The sequence below is a fragment of the Sphingomonas sp. 10B4 genome (genome assembly GCF_035019905.1).
In the GTDB taxonomy this organism is placed as follows: Bacteria; Pseudomonadota; Alphaproteobacteria; order Sphingomonadales; family Sphingomonadaceae; genus Sphingomonas; species Sphingomonas glacialis.
This window is the reverse complement of record NZ_JASJVC010000011.1, coordinates 29,616-45,273: the sequence shown is the minus strand read 5'-3', so window position 1 is coordinate 45,273 and position 15,658 is coordinate 29,616. Positions and strand designations below refer to the sequence as shown.

Here is a 15,658-nt window from a genome sequence, read left to right as displayed (position 1 = left end):
ATGTCGAAGCTGCTGCCGCCCGCGGAATGGGCACCGCACGCCGCGGTGTGGATCGGGTTTCCGAGCCATCCCGAGCTGTGGGAGGACGATCTCGACGCCGCGCGCGACGAAGTGACCGCGTTCGGGCGCGCGGTCCATGCCGAGGGTCGCGGCGAGCGCGTCATCCTCGTCGCCGCCGATGAGGATGCGGCCGAGGCGGCACGCAGCCTGGCGGGGGATTTCGCCGAGATCGTGGTCGAACCGTTCGGCGACATCTGGCTGCGCGACACCGGGCCGATCGTGCTGTCGGACCACAGCGCGCGCGATTTCCGCTTCAACGGCTGGGGCGGCAAATACGATTTGCCCGGCGACGACGATGTCGGGCTGCGGCTCGCGGCGAGCAAGCTGCTGCCGGTCACGCCGTGCGACTGGGTGCTCGAGGGCGGCGCGATCGATGGCGATGGCACCGGGCTGGTCGTCACGACCGAGCAATGCCTGCTCAACCCCAACCGCAACCCCGCGCTCAGCAAGGCCGAGATCGAGCGGCGGTTGCACGACGATCTCGGTCTCGACCAAGTCCTGTGGCTCGGCGAGGGGCTGATGAACGATCACACCGACGGGCATGTCGACAATCTCGCGCGCTTCGTCGCGCCCGGCGTGCTGGCGATCCCGCAGGCCGCCGAGAACGATCCCAACTGGCTGGTCTATCAGCATGCCGCCGCCGCGGCCGAAGCGATGCCGGGGATCACGGTGGTGCGGATCCCGTCGCCCGGCCGCGTGCTGCGCGACGAGGAGATCGTGCCGGCGAGCTATATGAACTTCTATATCGGCAATGCCGCGGTGGTGGTGCCGCTTTACGGCGCGCCCAACGACGAATCGGCGGTCGCGGCGGTGCAGCAGCTGTTCCCGGGCCGGACTGCGGTTGGCTTGCGTGCCGATGCGATCCTGACCGGCGGCGGGAGCTTCCACTGCATCTCGCAGCAAGTGCCCGCCTGATTCGGAGTTAGAGCCGGCCGATCAGCCGTTCGATGGCGTGGTGATCGGTCGAGCTCTCGCCGCAATCGCGCTCGATCATCCGACGGATGCCTTCGAGCTCGTCCTGCGTCAGATGTTCGATTCCGATGAACGCGTTGCGCGCATCGGTGGTCGCACGGATGATCTCGTCGAGCTTGGCCTGGATCGCCGAGGCGTCGCGATTCTGCGCGTTCTGGATGAGGAACACCATCAGGAAGGTGACGACGGTGGTGCCGGTGTTGATCACCAGCTGCCACGTGTCCGAATAGTGGAACAGCGGCCCGGTCACGCCCCAGATCACGATTACCGACAGCGCGAGGACGAAGGCGGGCGGGCGGCCGGCCCAGCCCGTCGCCTTTTGCGCGATCGTTTCGAACAGCTTTTCCACGCCCAATTCCTTTTGCGTCTTTGAATCGCGGCGGCGAAGCCCGATATGCCGGCGCATGACCGAAATCACCGTCGCCGCGCTGCAACTCGCCTTCTCCGCCGATATGGACGCGAATATCGCGCATGTCTCAGATCTCGTGCGCGAGGCCGCCGGCAAGGGCGCGCAAGTGATCCTGCCGCCCGAATTGTTCGAGGGCGAATATTTCTGCCGGGTCGAGGACGAAGGGTTGTTCGCGAACGCGAAGCCCGTCGGGGTCCACAAGGCGGTGCTCGCGATGCAGGATCTCGCCAAGGAGCTTGGCGTTTACATCCCGACGAGTTTCTTCGAGGCGGACGGCCCGCATCATTACAATTCGCTCGCGATGATCGGGCCCGATGGCGGCGTGATGGGGGTCTATCGCAAGAGCCACATTCCCGACGGGCCGGGCTATGAGGAGAAATTCTATTTCCGCCCGGGCAATACCGGCTTCAAGGTGTGGCCGGGGCCGGATGCGACGACGCTCGGCGTCGGCGTGTGCTGGGACCAATGGTATCCTGAAACCGCGCGCGCGCTGATGCTGATGGGCGCGGAAGTGCTGTTTTACCCGACCGCGATCGGCAGCGAGCCGCACGACACCTCGCTCGACACCGCGCGGCTGTGGCGGCGCGCGATGGTCGGCCATGCCGTGTCGAACGTCGTGCCGGTGGTCGCCGCGAATCGCATCGGCGTCGAGCACGGCCAAACCTTTTACGGGACGAGCTTTATCACCGACGAGCGCGGCGACATCCTCGCCGAGCTGGGGCGCGAGGAGACGGGCGTCATCACCGCGACGCTCGACCTCGACCGGGTCAAGCGCCACCGCGCCGCGTTCGGCTTCTTCCGCGATCGCCGCCCCGATCTCTACGGGCGGCTGGTGCAGGATATCTGACGCGGGAGGCTCAGCCCTGCGCGCGCAGTTCCAGCGCGCGGGCGAAGATCGCTTCGAACATCTCGGCGGTGAGGCGCCCGGTGCTCTGATTGTAGCTCGAGCAGTGATAGCTATCGATCAGCACGCGCCCGTCGGGCATGCGATGTTCTGCGCCGTGCGCGAAGCGGCATTTGGGGAGGCGTCCGCCGAGGATTTTGACCGCCGACTGATGCGCGACCTGGCCGAGCGCGATGAAGACGCGCGCGCTGGGGACCGCATCGGCCTGCGCTTCGAGGAAGGGGCGGCAAGTGCGGATTTCCTCGGGTGTCGGCTTATTTTCGGGCGGGAGGCATTTGACCGCGTTGACGATCATCACGCCGTCGAGCTGGAGCGTGTCGTCGGGCTTGCCCTCATAGTCGCCAGTGGCGAGCCCGAACTTGGCGAGCGTATCGAACAACAACGGCCCCGAGCGATCGCCGGTGAATGGCCGCCCGGTACGATTCGCGCCGAACTGGCCGGGAGCGAGGCCGACGATGCCGAGCCACGCCTGCGGATCGCCGAAAGCGGGGACGGGGGCGTTCCACCACGCGGGATGTTCGACGCGCAACGTCTCGCGCAAGCCGACAAGGCGTGGGCAAAGCGGGCAATCGCGTGAAGGTTCGGTTTCGGGCAGCGGGCTGGGTGCGAAGTTCATCGCGATGCGATAGGCAGGTTTGGGTGAGCAACTCAACCTGTACCCTGCGCCAAGCCCCCAGATACGCGCCGTGTTACGCTATCGCGATCGGATCGAATCGGCGCGGGCGGCATGGCAGCCCGGTGGCAGAAGTCGCCGCGGCGATCGCGGCGATCGCGGCGCTCGGCGGTGTCGTCGCCGAATCCCCTGTATTGAGCAGTGCGCCGATCGGACCGTCGATTCGACGCTTCGCCAATGCCGTCGTGCTGATCGAGAGCGCGGTCGCGCCGCCGGCGATGCTCGCGCGGCTCAAGGCGATCGAGCGCGCTTTCGGGCGGCGGCGTGGCGCGCGCTGGGGCGCACGCGTGATCGATCTCGATATCGTCGCCTGGTCGGGCGGCGCATGGCGATCGAAGGGGCTGCGCGTCCCGCACGCCGCCTTCCAGGACCGCGATTTCGTGCTCGCGCCCTTGTGCGCGATTGCGCCCGTTTGGCGCGACCCGCGGACCGGTTTGACCCCGCGCCACCTGCTCGCGCGATTGCGCAAGGTTAAGCGCCTGGGTTGACCCATCCGGCAACCGCTCCTAACGCGAGCCCGGTGTGGGCCCATAGCTCAGTTGGTAGAGCAACGGACTTTTAATCTGTAGGTCATGGGTTCGAGTCCCATTGGGCCCACCACCGGCACGCAAGGATGCCTCGATGCCGCCCCCAGCCCCCGATGTCCGCCACCCGCCCTGGACGATCGTCGCGGTCGCGGCGCTGACCGGCGCTGGCGGGGCGTTGTTGTTGCTCGGCGCGTTGATCGATCGCGGGCTGCAGTTCGGGTTCGACCGCGCGATCCTGTTATGGGCGCGCGGCGGGGTGGCGCATGGCGTGCCGCCAGGGCCGGCCTGGCTGACGCAAAGCGTCGTCGATGTGACTGCACTCGGCGGGCCGACCGTGTTGGTCGTGGTCGCCGCGCTGGCGGCGGGGCTGTTGATCGTCCAGCGGCATTGGCTGACGCTCGCTTTGGTGCTGGGCGGAACGATCAGCGGATCGATCGTGGTGACATTGGTCAAGGCGCTGGTCGGGCGGACGCGGCCAACGGTGACCGATCACCTCGTTTCGGTCTACAATGCGAGTTTCCCGAGCGGCCACGCCGCGAACAGCGCGTGCGTCTATCTGACGCTCGCGCTGTTGCTGCTGCAAATCACCGAGCATCGTGCGCTCCGGCGCTATGTGCTCGGCGCAGCGCTGCTACTCGTCACGGCGATCGGGTGCAGCCGCGTCTATCTCGGCGTGCATTGGCCGAGCGACGTGCTCGCCGGCTGGACCTTCGGCGGGCTGTGGGCGGTCGCGTGGTGGTCACTGGGTGCCGCGCTGCGGTTGCGGATCGCGCGCGGCAAGACCCCCGCCTAGCCACCGATCCGAGCGTCGTTCATCTGCCCGCAAGGTGGCGCGGGCCACCGCTGCGCCTACACGGCCGAATCGTTTCCGGGAGTCGACGAAACGGTCTTGTGATAATATCACATAACATCTACTGCACTGCACAACGCATTTTGAAAGGCCGCCTCCCGCATGATCCGAGCCACTCTGTTGTCCAGCGCTGCGCTGCTGTCGTTCGCACCGATCGCCGCTTATGCCGCCCCCGAAGCCACGCCGGCACCGGTTGCCGCCAGCACCGATGACCAGACTGCACCGTCGACCGCAAAGAGCGGTCCCGACATCGTCGTCACCGGCCGCCTCGATGCGGCGCGCGCTTCGATCCAGCCGAGCCTCGGCGCGACGACCTACACGATCACCAGCGAGACGATCAAAGCGCTCCCTGGCGGGGAGAATCAGCAGCTCAACCAGATCCTGCTGCAATTGCCCGGCGTCGTGCAGGATGGCGGCGGCCAGTTCCATGTCCGCGACGACCACAACAATCTGCAATACCGCATCAACGGCACGATCCTGCCCGAGGGGGTCGCGGTGTTCGGCCAGACGCTATCGCCCCGCCTGGTCGAGCGTTTCGACCTGCGCACCGGCGCGCTGCCCGCGCAATACGGCCTGCGCACGGCGGGCATCATCGACATCACCACCAAGAACGGCTTCAAGAATGGTGGGCAGGTGTCGCTGTATGGCGGCACCAACGACACGGTGCAGCCAAGCTTCGACTATGGCGGGTCGACCGGCAACACCAACTACTTCGTCACCGGCAGCTACAAGCACAGCAATATCGGGATCGAAGCAGTCGATGGCAGCCGCACCCCGCTCCACGACAAGACCAACCAGTATCAGGGTTTCGTCTATGTCGATCACACGCTCGACGAGAACAATCGCGTCTCGTTCATGGGCGGCTATTCCGACCAGAGCTTCCAGATCCCCAATCCGCGCGGGCTGACCCCGGGCAACGGCTACAATGTCGGCGGTGTCACCGATTTCCGCAGCGAGGACCTCGACGAGCGCCAGCGCGAACGCACCGCGTTCGGCCTCGCCAGCTTGCTGCACGATGCCGGCCCGGTGACGCTCCAGGCCTCGCTGTTCGCGCGCTATTCGTCGCTGCGCTACACCCCCGACGTGACGGGCGAGCTGCTGTTCAACGGCATTGCGCAAAAGGCGTTCAAGCAGGACTTCACCTTCGGCGGCCAGCTCGAGGGCGTTTATCGCGCGTCCGACGCGCATACGCTGCGCGGCGGCGTGATCATCTCGCGCGATCGCAGCAATTCGAAGACGAGCAGCCAAGTGTTCCAGCTCGACGACACCGGTGCGCAGGTCGGCCAGCCGATCACCGTGGTCGACAACAGCGCGACGACCGAGATAACCTACAGCGTCTATCTGCAGGACGAATGGAAGATCGCCGAGCCGCTGATCGTCAATTTCGGCGGCCGCTTCGACCATTATACCGGCTTCCGCGCCGAATCGCAGTTCTCGCCACGGATCAATGCGGTGCTGACGCCGTCGAAGGGGCTGACGCTGCACGCCGGCTATGCGCGCTATTTCTCGCCCGCGCCCTTTTCGAACGTCGCGACGACGAGCGTCCTCAAGTTCCGCGGCACCAGCGCACAGGCGCCGGGCGACGACGGCGTGACGACTCCGCTCGCCACCGCCCCATTTGCCGAGCGGCAGGATTATTTCGACGTCGGCGCGCAGCAGAAACTGGGCCGCTTCACGGTGGGCATCGACGCCTATCATCGCCGGTCGCGCAACCTGGTCGACGAAGGCCAGTTCGGTGCGCCGATCATTCTCACGCCGTTCAATTACACGCGCGGGCGGATCGACGGGATCGAAGGCAATGTCTCGTACCAGCACGGGCCGGTGTTCGCCTATGCCAATTTCTCCTACGCCAAGGCGCAGGGGCTGGGGATCGCGTCGGGGCAGTTCAACTTCGACCCGGGCGACGTCGCCTATATCGCGCGCAACTACATCTATCTCGACCACGACCAGACCTATACCGGCTCGGCCGGCGCGTCGTACCGCTTCGACCAGGGGTTCCTGCGCGACAGCAAGCTCGGCGGGAGCATGATTTACGGCTCGGGGCTGCGCAAGGACGGTGACGTGCCCAATGGCGGCAAGCTGACGCCCTATGCGGTGTTCAACCTCACCGCGAGCCACGACTTCAAGGGGCCGGGGATCGAGGTGCGCTTCGACGTGCTCAACGTGGCGGACCGGGTGTACGAGATTCGCGACGGCTCGGGTGTCGGCGTCGGCGCGCCGCAATTCGGCGCGCGGCGCGGCTTCATGTTCGGGATCAGCAAGACGATCTGATCTTTGCGCCTCCCCTCCCGCAAGCGGGAGGGGGGACGTTCAGCCCCGCTCGCCCAGTTTGCGCTCCCACGCCAGCGCATCGCGGACGATGCCGTCGAGGTCGGCGCGCTGCGGCGTCCAGTCGAGCGTGGCGAGGATCGCGCGATTGTCGGCGACGAGTTCGCCGGCATCGCCTGCGCGGCGGCCTTGGATGACGCGGGTCAGTTTCATGTTGGTGACCCGGTCGACCGCGTCGAGCACTTCGAGCACCGAGAAACCCTTGCCGTAGCCGGCGTTGAGCGTGTGGCTCTTGGCGGGTTCCGCCACCAGCAGGTCGAGCGCGGCGACGTGCGCGGCGGCGAGATCGCTGACATGGATGTAGTCGCGCACGCCGGTGCCGTCGGGCGTGTCATAGTCGGTGCCGTAAACGCCGACGCTCGCGCGCTTGCCGAGGGCGGCTTCGACCGCGATCTTGATTAGGTGGGTCGCGCCGACGGTCGACTGGCCGGTGCGCTGCTGCGGGTCGGCGCCGGCGACGTTGAAATAGCGCAGCACCGCATAGTTGATCGGATAGGCGGCGGCGACGTCGCGCAGCATCGCCTCGGTCATCAGCTTCGACATGCCGTACGGGTTGATCGGCACGGTCGGGTCGCGCTCGGCCACGGGCACCTTTTCGGGCGTGCCGTAGGTCGCCGCGGTCGAGGAGAAGATGAAGTGCTTCACGCCCGAGGTGACCGCGCTTTCGAGCAAGGCGCGGCTCGCGACGGTGTTGTTGCGATAATATTTGAGCGGGTTCGAGACGGATTCGGGGACGATGATCGAGCCGGCGAAATGCATCACGGCGCGGACGTCATGATCGCGCATCGTGCTGCGGACGAGCACGTCATCCTCGATCTCTCCGCGCACCAGCGTAGCGCGGCTGTCGACCAGCCAGTCGAACCCGGTCGAAAGATTGTCGAACACCACGACGCGGTGCCCCGCGTCGAGCAGCGCCAGCACCGCATGGCTGCCGATATAGCCCGCTCCGCCCGTCACCATTACCGCACCGTCGAGCATCTTCGTCTCCTGCCAGCGCCCACGCCCTACCCGTGGAGATTGCGTCGCGCCACCGCGTTCCTATCTAGGAACCTAGCAATAAAGGATTCGAAAATGGCAAGCGAAGTCGCAACGCTCGCGGATGGATGTTTCTGGTGCACCGAGGCGGTGTTCAAGGACGTGATCGGCGTCGAGAAGGTCGAAAGCGGGTATATCGGCGGGACGGTGCCGGATCCGACCTACAAGCAGGTGTGCGGTGGCGACACCGGCCATGCCGAGGCGATCCGCGTGACCTTCGACAAGGACCAGGTGTCGTATGGCGAGATCCTCGACATGTTCTTTGCAACGCACGATCCGACGCAGCTCAACCGCCAGGGCAACGATGTCGGCACGCAATATCGCTCGGCGATCTTCCCCGCCGACGATGCGCAGCGCGACGCGGCCGTCGCGGCGATGCAGCGGGCCGCGAGCGACTGGCCCGCGCCGATCGTCACGACGATCGAGCCGATGTCGACCTGGTATCCGGCCGAGGATTATCACCAGGACTATTGGGACACCGAAGGTCGCGGCAATCCCTATTGCCTCGCGGTGATCCCGCCCAAGCTCGCCAAGCTGCGCAAGAGCTTTGCGGCACGGTCGAAGGCGGCGGTGGGGGCGTAACGCCTCCGCTCAAGTGTCGCGGTGCGCCGCGCGTTTGAGCCGATCGTTGATGGCAGCGCCGATCCCCTCGCTCGGGATCGGCGCGATCGCAATCCGTGCCGATGGCGAGGCGTCTGCCGCGTGCAGAGCGGCGAAGAGGTTGGTCGCGGCTTGTGTCAGGTCTGCGGTCGGCGATAGTGTGGCGGCGCCGGCTATCGTGCCGAAGCCGATCAGATATTCGTCTGGCGCAGCCGTGATGGCGTTGAGGCGCAGCGGCTTGCTCGGCGCGTAGTGGCTCTCGAGCTGGCCGGGGGCGGTGATCGCTTGAACTGCCGGGCGGTCTGCTTTCTCTGTTTCGGGCGAAAGCGTGTCGAACGCCGCCAGCGTTTCGCGCGTGATCGGCCCGGGGCGGAGCACGCGCAGGCCCCCCGCGGTCGCGACGATCGTCGATTCGAGTCCCGCTTCGGTCGCGCCGTCATCGACGACAAGCGCAATGCGCCCGTCGAGGCTGGCGACGACATGCTCCGCCCGCGTCGGGCTGATCCCCCCGCTGGCGTTGGCGGAGGGCGCCGCCAGCGGCTTGCCCGACGCCGCGATCAACGCCCGCATCGCGCGGTGCGCCGGCACGCGCAGCGCGATCGTCGACAGTCCCGCTGTCACCGCGGCCGCGATCCCGGCACCCGCGCGCAGCGGCAGCACCAGCGTCAGCGGCCCCGGCCAGAACGCCGCGGCCAGCGCACGCGCGACGGGATCGAACTCGGCGATCGCCTCGGCCGCTGTAAGGTCGAGCACATGGACGATCAGCGGGTTGAAGCTCGGCCGGCCCTTCGCCGCATAGATCGCCGCGACGGCGGCCGAATCGGTCGCGTCGGCGGCGAGCCCGTAGACCGTCTCGGACGCGATCGCGACCGGCTGGCCGGCCACGATCAGCGCGGCGGCGGCGGCGATCGCGGCCTCGCCGTAGGGTAAGGTCTGCGTCGCAAATGGTGGGTTTGGCGGGATCATCGGAGAGGGCTATAGCCCGGCGCAGCATCCCCGATAAGGGGCCCTGAGTCAGAGGATCCGCCATGTTCACCCCCGCCACTGCCGACCAGCGTTTCGTGCTCGATCACATCGTCGGCATCGCCGATCTCGCCGCGACCGAACGCTTCGCCGCCGCGAGCGAGGACGTCGTCGACGCGGTGCTCGAAGGCGTCGGGCAACTCGCGGCGGGCGAATGGGCGCCGCTGCTGCGCGCCGGCGACACCGTCGGCGCGAAATGGACCCCCGAGGGAGTCGTCATGCCCGACGGCTTCGTGAAGGCGTATCACGATTATGTCGAAGGCGGCTGGGGCACGATCGGCGTTCCCGAAGAATTTGGCGGGCAGGGCCTGCCCTTCGCGATCCAGACCGCGGTGCTCGATACGCTCGGTGGCGCGAACATGGGCTTCGCGCTCGCGCCCACGCTGACCGTCGGTGCGATCGAGGCGCTGGCGCATCACGGCAGCCCCGAGCAGCAGGCGCTGTATCTTCCGCATCTCGCGACCGGCGAATGGACCGGCACGATGAACCTGACCGAGCCGCAGGCCGGGTCCGACGTCGGCGCGCTGCGCTCGACCGCGACGCCGCTTGGCGACGGAAAGTGGTCGATCAAGGGCACCAAGATCTACATCTCGTTCGGCGATCACGACATGGCGCCCAACATCGTCCACCTCGTGCTCGCCCGCACGCCGGGCGCTCCGGCCGGCACCAAGGGGATCTCGCTGTTCCTCGTGCCCAAGTACCGGCTGGCCGAGGACGGCACGCCGAGCGACTTCAACGACGTCCGCGTCGTCTCGATCGAGCACAAGATGGGGCTGCACGCCTCGCCGACCTGCGTGCTGTCGTTCGGCGACAATGATGACTGTATCGGCGAGCTGATCGGTGGCGAATTCGGCGGCATCCGCGCCATGTTCACGATGATGAACAATGCCCGCCTCAATGTCGGGCTGCAGGGTGTCCAGGTCGCCGAAGCCGCGACGCAAGCGGCGGTGGCCTATGCGCTCGATCGCGTGCAGTCGCCGCGCGCTGGCTCGCCCAGCAAGGAATCGGTCAAGATCGTCGAGCATCCCGACGTCCGCCGCATGCTGCTGCGGATGAAGGCGCAGACGCAGGCGGCGCGTGCGCTCGTCTATTACGCCGCGGCGCAAGTCGACCGCGCGGCGCTCGGGCAAGCGGGCGCGCAGGACCGGCTCGAGATCCTCACCCCGCTCGCCAAGGCGCACGGCACCGATATCGGCAACGAAGTCGCCAGCCTCGGCATCCAGGTGCATGGCGGGATGGGCTATGTCGAGGAGACGGGCGCGGCGCAGTTCTTCCGCGATGCACGCATCACGCCGATCTACGAGGGCACCAACGGCATCCAGGCGGCCGATCTGGTCGGGCGCAAGCTGTCGATGGCCAATGGCGGCGTGTTTGCGCAGCTGATCGCCGACATGCGCGCCGAAGCGCAGGATGCAGGCCTGATCGGTCTGATCGACGCATGCGACGAGATCGGGCGCGGCATGGCGGGGCTCGATGCCGATGACAAGCTTGCGGCAAGCTATCCGTTCCTGACGATGCTCTCGGTCGCGACGTGCGGCTGGCTGATGGAGCGTTCGGGCCGGATCGCGACCGGCGACGATGCCTTCTCGGCGATGAAGCGCGCGGCGTGCGCCTTCTACGTCGCGCAGATCGTCCCCGAGGCGATGGGCCTCAAGGCGGCGGCGACGGCGAAGGCCGATGTGCTCTATTCGGTCCCGGCCGAAGCCTTCGCGGCCTGAGCTGAGCCACTGCCGCGCTCACCCCGAATTTTTCGGGGTAGGCGCAACGTGGCCCCCGAACTAGCCTCCGGGGCATGAACATGCCGGTGAGAGACGGGGTCCGCGCGCTGACCGAGAAGGAGAAGCAGACGCTTCGCCTGATCGTGCGCGGGCACGATGCGAAGTCGAGCGCGCGCGATCTCGGCCTCTCGGTCCATACGATCAACGAGCGGCTGCGCGATGCGCGCCGCAAGCTCGCCGTGTCGAGCAGTCGCGAGGCTGCGCGGATGCTGCTCGCGGCCGAAGGCGGCGGCGTGCCGCCGGCCCCCGATTCCGTGGGGGACACGCCAATCGGGGAAGCCGCGGACGCTGCTCGGGGGGAACAGGAAACCGCGCCGGAAGTCGGCGTGGGGCGGGCACACCGCCAGCCCCGGTTCCTCATCGGAGGCTTGCTCATGACGTTTACCCTCGGTCTCTTGGCGCTCATCGCGCTGCCTCAAGACGCGCCTGCCCCGCCGGGGCCATCCGTCGCTGCAGAAACGCCCGATGCAGCGGTCGTGGATAAAGCGCGGCAATGGCTCATGCTGCTCGACCGCGCGCACTGGGGTGAGAGTTACCGCGCGACGACGCCGTCGTTCCAAAAGCTCAATACGCTCCAAGTCTGGACAAAGGCGTCCGAACAGGCGCGTGTGCCGCTGGGCGAGATGCTGTCACGCAACTTCGTCAGCCAGCAGGAAGTGCCGACGCCGCCGCATGGCTACCAAATGGTGAAGTTTCGGACCCGTTTCGCCAATAGGACCGAGGCGATCGAGACGGTCACGCTCGAGCGCGAGATGGGTGGCTGGCGCGTGGCGGGGGTCACCGTCGGATAGGCGGTTACCGTGTAACGGCCCGGTCGGAAGCAGCGCTTCGCGGCCGGGCCAGGCTTTCAGGCCTTTTCGCGCTCGAGCAGGTCGGCGACGTCGAGCCCGAGCAATTCGATATGCGCCGCGATGCGCGGCCAGCTCGTCTTGACGAAATGCTCGCGCTCGGCAGCGCGCAGCTTCTCGGCGGCGCCTGGGAGCACGAACATCCCGACCCCGCGCCGGACCTCGACATAGCCGTCGTCCTGGAAACTCTGATACGCTTTGGCGACGGTCAGCGGGTTTGCGCCATGTTCGGCGGCAAGCGCGCGGACCGAGGGGAGCTGGTCCCCAGCGCGAAACTCGCCGCGCAGGATCGCGGCGGAGATCGTCCCGCGCAATTTGATATAGACTGGGCTGTCTTCGCTGTTCAGGGCTGTCATGCTGCTATAATACAGCAACCGCCAAAAAGGTCCACACCTCAGCCCTTCCAGTGAGAAATAATCTTGCTCGTATCCGGGCGGGGGCGTTCTTCTAATTGCTTGGCGGGTGTTCCGAGAAAAAAGAAGCCGACGATCCGTTCCGGGGCCGCGCCGAACGCATCGCGCACCGCATCCGAAGCGCTCGCCCAGCCGGTCAGCCAGCCGCCGGCAAAACCGAGCGCGTGCGTCGCCTGGAGCAGGTTCATCGCCGCGGCGCCCGCCGACAATTGCTGCTCCCACAAAGGGATAGGGCTGTCGACGCGCGGCGATGACAGCACCACCACCAAAGTCGGTGCCTGGTGCGCGAACTGTTCGAGCGATTCGAGCTCCTTCGCCGACGCGTTCGGACGCTCGGCGCGACAGGCGTCGGTGATCAGGCGGGCGAGCGCGGCGCGCTGCTCGGGCGCGACGATCACGAAGCGCCACGGGGCGAGTTTGCCGTGGTCGGGGACGCGCGCGGCGATCTGCAGGATCGTGTCGAGCTGTCCCGCATCGGGCCCCGGCGCGACGAGATCGCGCGGTTTTCCCGAGCGGCGCGTGGCGAGGAGCGAGAGCGGGGTGGACGAGTCGTTGAGCATCGCCGCGCTGTAGCGGAACGCGCGCATATTTACACCGTCGTCCAAGCCGCTAGTCTCAACGGTAACAAGTCGGCGCCGAAGGTAGCGGCGCACGGACATTCAGGGAGCTTTCGTACATGGTGGACACCCCGACCGCGGATACTCCGCGCGAGCCGGATATTAGCCACGTCAATCCGGCGGCGGGCGAGACCTGGTTCGGACATCCGCGCCAGCTTGCGCGGATGTTCACCACCGAAATGTGGGAACGCTTCGGCTATTACGGCATGCGCGCGTTGCTCACGCTATATCTCACCAAGCATTTTGTCTTCGGCGATCGCGCCGCGACCGGGCTGTACGGCGGGTTCACCGCGCTCGTCTATCTGACGCCGCTCGTCGGCGGATATCTGGCGGACCAGTATCTCGGGTCGAAGCGCTCGGTGAAGTTCGGCGCGATCATGATGGCGGTCGGGTATTTCACGCTCTGCTTCGGCGGCCAGACAGCGGTGCCGTTCGCGACGATCGACGGCCAGCGCTATAACGTAACGGTCGAATCCAAGGCCGGGACCGAGCAGCGCTACATCACCGATCAGGGCAAGCGGCTGCAGGTGAAGGGCAATGACGACGGCACCGTCTCGCTGCTCGCCGCCGATGGCAGCACCGCGCGCACGATCGAAAAGGACGGCTTCAAATCGGATGCCGAGCGCAGCCCGCTGTTCGTCACGATCATGCTGCTCGCGCTCAGCCTCGTCTCGGTCGGCAACGGATTCTTCAAACCCAACATCTCGACGATGGTCGGCGAATTGTACGCGCAGGGCGATCGACGCCGCGATTCGGGCTTCACGATCTTCTACATGGGCATCAACCTCGGGTCGCTCGCGTCGCAGATCCTCTGTCCGATCCTTGCCGAGACGTTCGGCTGGTGGGCAGGCTTCGGCCTTGCCGCGGTCGGCATGCTGATCTCGTTCACGTTGATCCAGTTCGATGGCGGCAAGCTCAACGGATACGGCGAACCGCCCGTGCGGAGCGGGCCCGACCGGACGATCCCGATCTTTATCGGCGCGCTCGTTGCGGTTCCGGTGCTGTATTTCCTGTTCGTCAATTTGATGAACTCGGTCCCGCCAGTGCCGGGTTCGGGCTTTATCGGCTATCTCGCGTCGCTGTCGTTGATGGGCAAATTGCTGTTCGGCACCTTCCTTGTCGCGATCCCGGGAATCCTGATCTGGTCGTTCGTGATCGGCGACAAGCGCGAATTCCAGATGATGCTCGCAGCGATGGTGCTGATCATCTTCAACGTCGTGTTCTGGACGCTGTTCGAGCAAGCCGGCTCGTCGCTGACGCTGTTCGCCGATCGCAACACCGATTTGCGGCTGTTCGGCGATTTCGCGATCTCGGCGCCGCAGACGCAGTTCTTCAACGCCTTCTTCATCGTCACGCTCGCGCCGATCATGAGCATCCTCTGGACCACGCTCGCCAAGCGCGGGCTCGAGCCGTCGATCCCGGTCAAGTTCGGCATCGCGCTGATCGGCGTGGGGGCGGGCTTCCTGTTCCTCGTGCTCGGCGCAGGGTTCGCCGGGCCGGGCTTCCAGGTCGGCATCTGGTGGCTCGCTGGCTTGTACCTGATCCACTCGGTCGCCGAACTGTGCATCTCGCCCGTTGGCCTCTCGATGATCACCAAGCTGTCGATCGCGCGGATCGTCGGGCTGTTGATGGGCGTGTGGTTCCTGTCGATCTCGTGCGCGCAATATGTCGCGGGTATCGTCGCGCAGTTCGCCAGCGTCGAAACCGTCGGCGGGCAGGTGACCAACCTCAAGGTCAGCCTCGACACCTATACCGGCACCTTCACGACGATCGCCGAAGTCGCGATCGTGCTCGGGGTCGTGCTGCTGGCCTTGTCGTGGCCGCTCAAGAAGTGGATGCACGGCGTCAAATAAGGGGGAAAGACGATGGACGGCACGGAAATGGTGATCGCCGCGGCTGCGGCATTCGTTGGAACGCATTTCCTGCTGTCGCATCCGTTGCGCGCGCCGATCGTCAAGGCGATCGGCGCGAACGGCTTTATGGGCGTGTATGCGCTGGTCGCCTTCGCGACGCTCGGCTGGCTTGCGCATGCCTATAAAATCGCGCCTGCGAGCGTTCCGCTCTGGGCGGTCGGCGAGGGCATCTGGGGTCCCGTCACGCTCGTCATGCTGGTGGCGAGCATCCTGTTGATGGGCTCGCTGCTCGGCAATCCCGCGCTTCCCGGACCACCGACCGCGACTGCGCCTGCCAGCGCGCGCGGCGTGTTCAGCATCACGCGGCATCCGATGATGTGGGCGTTCGCGCTGTGGGGGCTGTGCCACATCGCGGTCTATCCGATCGCCGCGAACATCGTCGTGGCGGTGGCGATCATCGTGCTCGCGCTCGTCGGCGCGGCGTTGCAGGATCGCAAGAAGGAAGCGCTCCAGCCCGCCTTGTGGCGCGATTGGGAGGCCAAGACGAGCTATTGGCCATTCGTCGCGATCGCGCAGCGGCGCGCGGCGTTCGGTGGCTTCCGGCCGCATGACATCGCGGGCGGCGTCGTGATCTGGCTCGCGGCGACCTGGGCGCATCTGCCGATCGCGGGGGTCGCGGCCGGGGTGTGGCACTGGATCTACCGCTAGCGGCCTTTTCCCGAGGCTAACCGACCCACCGTTCGCCCTGAGCCTGTCGAAGGGCCCAAC

The 15,658-nt window shown here is 66.6% G+C and carries 16 protein-coding genes and 1 tRNA gene; 11 read left to right on the top strand and 6 right to left on the bottom strand.

Translation table 11 applies throughout. The features are described 5' to 3' along the window. Window positions 1-975 carry an agmatine deiminase family protein gene (locus QN347_RS05385; protein WP_189676425.1) on the top strand — a complete coding sequence of 325 codons (975 nt, stop codon included), beginning with the start codon at window positions 1-3 and terminating at the stop codon, window positions 973-975. A gap of 7 nt (window positions 976-982) precedes the next feature. On the opposite strand, the gene QN347_RS05380 is transcribed toward QN347_RS05385, so the two are convergent. After that, on the bottom strand, window positions 983-1,381 hold the full coding sequence (locus QN347_RS05380) for a low affinity iron permease family protein (protein ID WP_133191391.1): 399 nt from the start codon (window positions 1,379-1,381) through the stop codon (window positions 983-985). 55 nt (window positions 1,382-1,436) lie between these two features. Between QN347_RS05380 and aguB the strand changes: the two genes are divergently transcribed. Then, a complete protein-coding gene (gene aguB, locus QN347_RS05375; RefSeq protein WP_322161718.1) occupies window positions 1,437-2,288 on the top strand; it encodes an N-carbamoylputrescine amidase in 852 nt (283 codons plus the stop codon). A 10-nt stretch (window positions 2,289-2,298) separates the two neighbouring features. Here aguB and QN347_RS05370 read toward each other — a convergent pair whose 3' ends face one another. Next, window positions 2,299-2,961, bottom strand: a complete 663-nt coding sequence (locus QN347_RS05370) for a uracil-DNA glycosylase (RefSeq protein WP_322161720.1) — start codon at window positions 2,959-2,961, stop codon at window positions 2,299-2,301. A 44-nt stretch (window positions 2,962-3,005) separates the two neighbouring features. On the opposite strand from QN347_RS05370, the gene folK reads away from it, so the two are divergent. The 4 genes from folK to QN347_RS05350 all read left to right on the top strand — a co-directional run bounded on the left by folK (window position 3,006) and on the right by QN347_RS05350 (window position 6,666). Then, window positions 3,006-3,506 (top strand): 2-amino-4-hydroxy-6-hydroxymethyldihydropteridine diphosphokinase, encoded by a 501-nt coding sequence (gene folK / locus QN347_RS05365; RefSeq protein ID WP_416194515.1) that lies wholly within the window; start codon window positions 3,006-3,008, stop codon window positions 3,504-3,506. A 36-nt stretch (window positions 3,507-3,542) separates the two neighbouring features. Then, window positions 3,543-3,618 (top strand) — tRNA-Lys (locus QN347_RS05360). Window positions 3,619-3,639: 21 nt separating this feature from the next. After that, the gene (locus tag QN347_RS05355) at window positions 3,640-4,338 is read left to right on the top strand and encodes a phosphatase PAP2 family protein (protein ID WP_322161722.1); all 699 of its coding nucleotides are present in this window, start codon (window positions 3,640-3,642) and stop codon (window positions 4,336-4,338) included. Window positions 4,339-4,497: 159 nt separating this feature from the next. After that, window positions 4,498-6,666 carry a TonB-dependent receptor gene (locus QN347_RS05350; protein WP_322161723.1) on the top strand — a complete coding sequence of 723 codons (2,169 nt, stop codon included), beginning with the start codon at window positions 4,498-4,500 and terminating at the stop codon, window positions 6,664-6,666. Window positions 6,667-6,705: 39 nt separating this feature from the next. On the opposite strand, the gene galE is transcribed toward QN347_RS05350, so the two are convergent. Continuing rightward, window positions 6,706-7,701 (bottom strand): UDP-glucose 4-epimerase GalE, encoded by a 996-nt coding sequence (galE, locus tag QN347_RS05345; RefSeq protein WP_322161725.1) that lies wholly within the window; start codon window positions 7,699-7,701, stop codon window positions 6,706-6,708. Between the two features lie 93 nt (window positions 7,702-7,794). Here galE and msrA point away from each other — a divergent pair, with 93 nt between their 5' ends. Beyond that, window positions 7,795-8,340, top strand: a complete 546-nt coding sequence (msrA, locus tag QN347_RS05340) for a peptide-methionine (S)-S-oxide reductase MsrA (RefSeq protein ID WP_322161726.1) — start codon at window positions 7,795-7,797, stop codon at window positions 8,338-8,340. A 9-nt stretch (window positions 8,341-8,349) separates the two neighbouring features. Here msrA and QN347_RS05335 read toward each other — a convergent pair whose 3' ends face one another. Next, the gene (locus tag QN347_RS05335; protein ID WP_322161727.1) at window positions 8,350-9,324 is read right to left on the bottom strand and encodes an L-threonylcarbamoyladenylate synthase; all 975 of its coding nucleotides are present in this window, start codon (window positions 9,322-9,324) and stop codon (window positions 8,350-8,352) included. 62 nt (window positions 9,325-9,386) lie between these two features. On the opposite strand from QN347_RS05335, the gene QN347_RS05330 reads away from it, so the two are divergent. Beyond that, window positions 9,387-11,099, top strand: a complete 1,713-nt coding sequence (locus QN347_RS05330; RefSeq protein WP_322161729.1) for an acyl-CoA dehydrogenase — start codon at window positions 9,387-9,389, stop codon at window positions 11,097-11,099. 74 nt (window positions 11,100-11,173) lie between these two features. After that, window positions 11,174-11,950: a DUF4019 domain-containing protein gene (locus QN347_RS05325; protein ID WP_322161731.1), complete on the top strand. Its 777-nt coding sequence runs from the start codon at window positions 11,174-11,176 to the stop codon at window positions 11,948-11,950. A gap of 56 nt (window positions 11,951-12,006) precedes the next feature. On the opposite strand, the gene QN347_RS05320 is transcribed toward QN347_RS05325, so the two are convergent. Beyond that, the gene (locus QN347_RS05320) at window positions 12,007-12,363 is read right to left on the bottom strand and encodes a GntR family transcriptional regulator (protein ID WP_133191401.1); all 357 of its coding nucleotides are present in this window, start codon (window positions 12,361-12,363) and stop codon (window positions 12,007-12,009) included. 38 nt (window positions 12,364-12,401) lie between these two features. Next, the gene (locus QN347_RS05315; RefSeq protein ID WP_322164158.1) at window positions 12,402-12,980 is read right to left on the bottom strand and encodes a nitroreductase; all 579 of its coding nucleotides are present in this window, start codon (window positions 12,978-12,980) and stop codon (window positions 12,402-12,404) included. Between the two features lie 116 nt (window positions 12,981-13,096). Here QN347_RS05315 and QN347_RS05310 point away from each other — a divergent pair, with 116 nt between their 5' ends. Further along, window positions 13,097-14,890, top strand: coding sequence for a peptide MFS transporter (locus QN347_RS05310; RefSeq protein ID WP_322161734.1), 1,794 nt, complete (start codon window positions 13,097-13,099; stop codon window positions 14,888-14,890). A 12-nt stretch (window positions 14,891-14,902) separates the two neighbouring features. Further along, window positions 14,903-15,598 carry an NnrU family protein gene (locus tag QN347_RS05305; RefSeq protein WP_322161736.1) on the top strand — a complete coding sequence of 232 codons (696 nt, stop codon included), beginning with the start codon at window positions 14,903-14,905 and terminating at the stop codon, window positions 15,596-15,598. Window positions 15,599-15,658 lie beyond the last annotated feature (60 nt).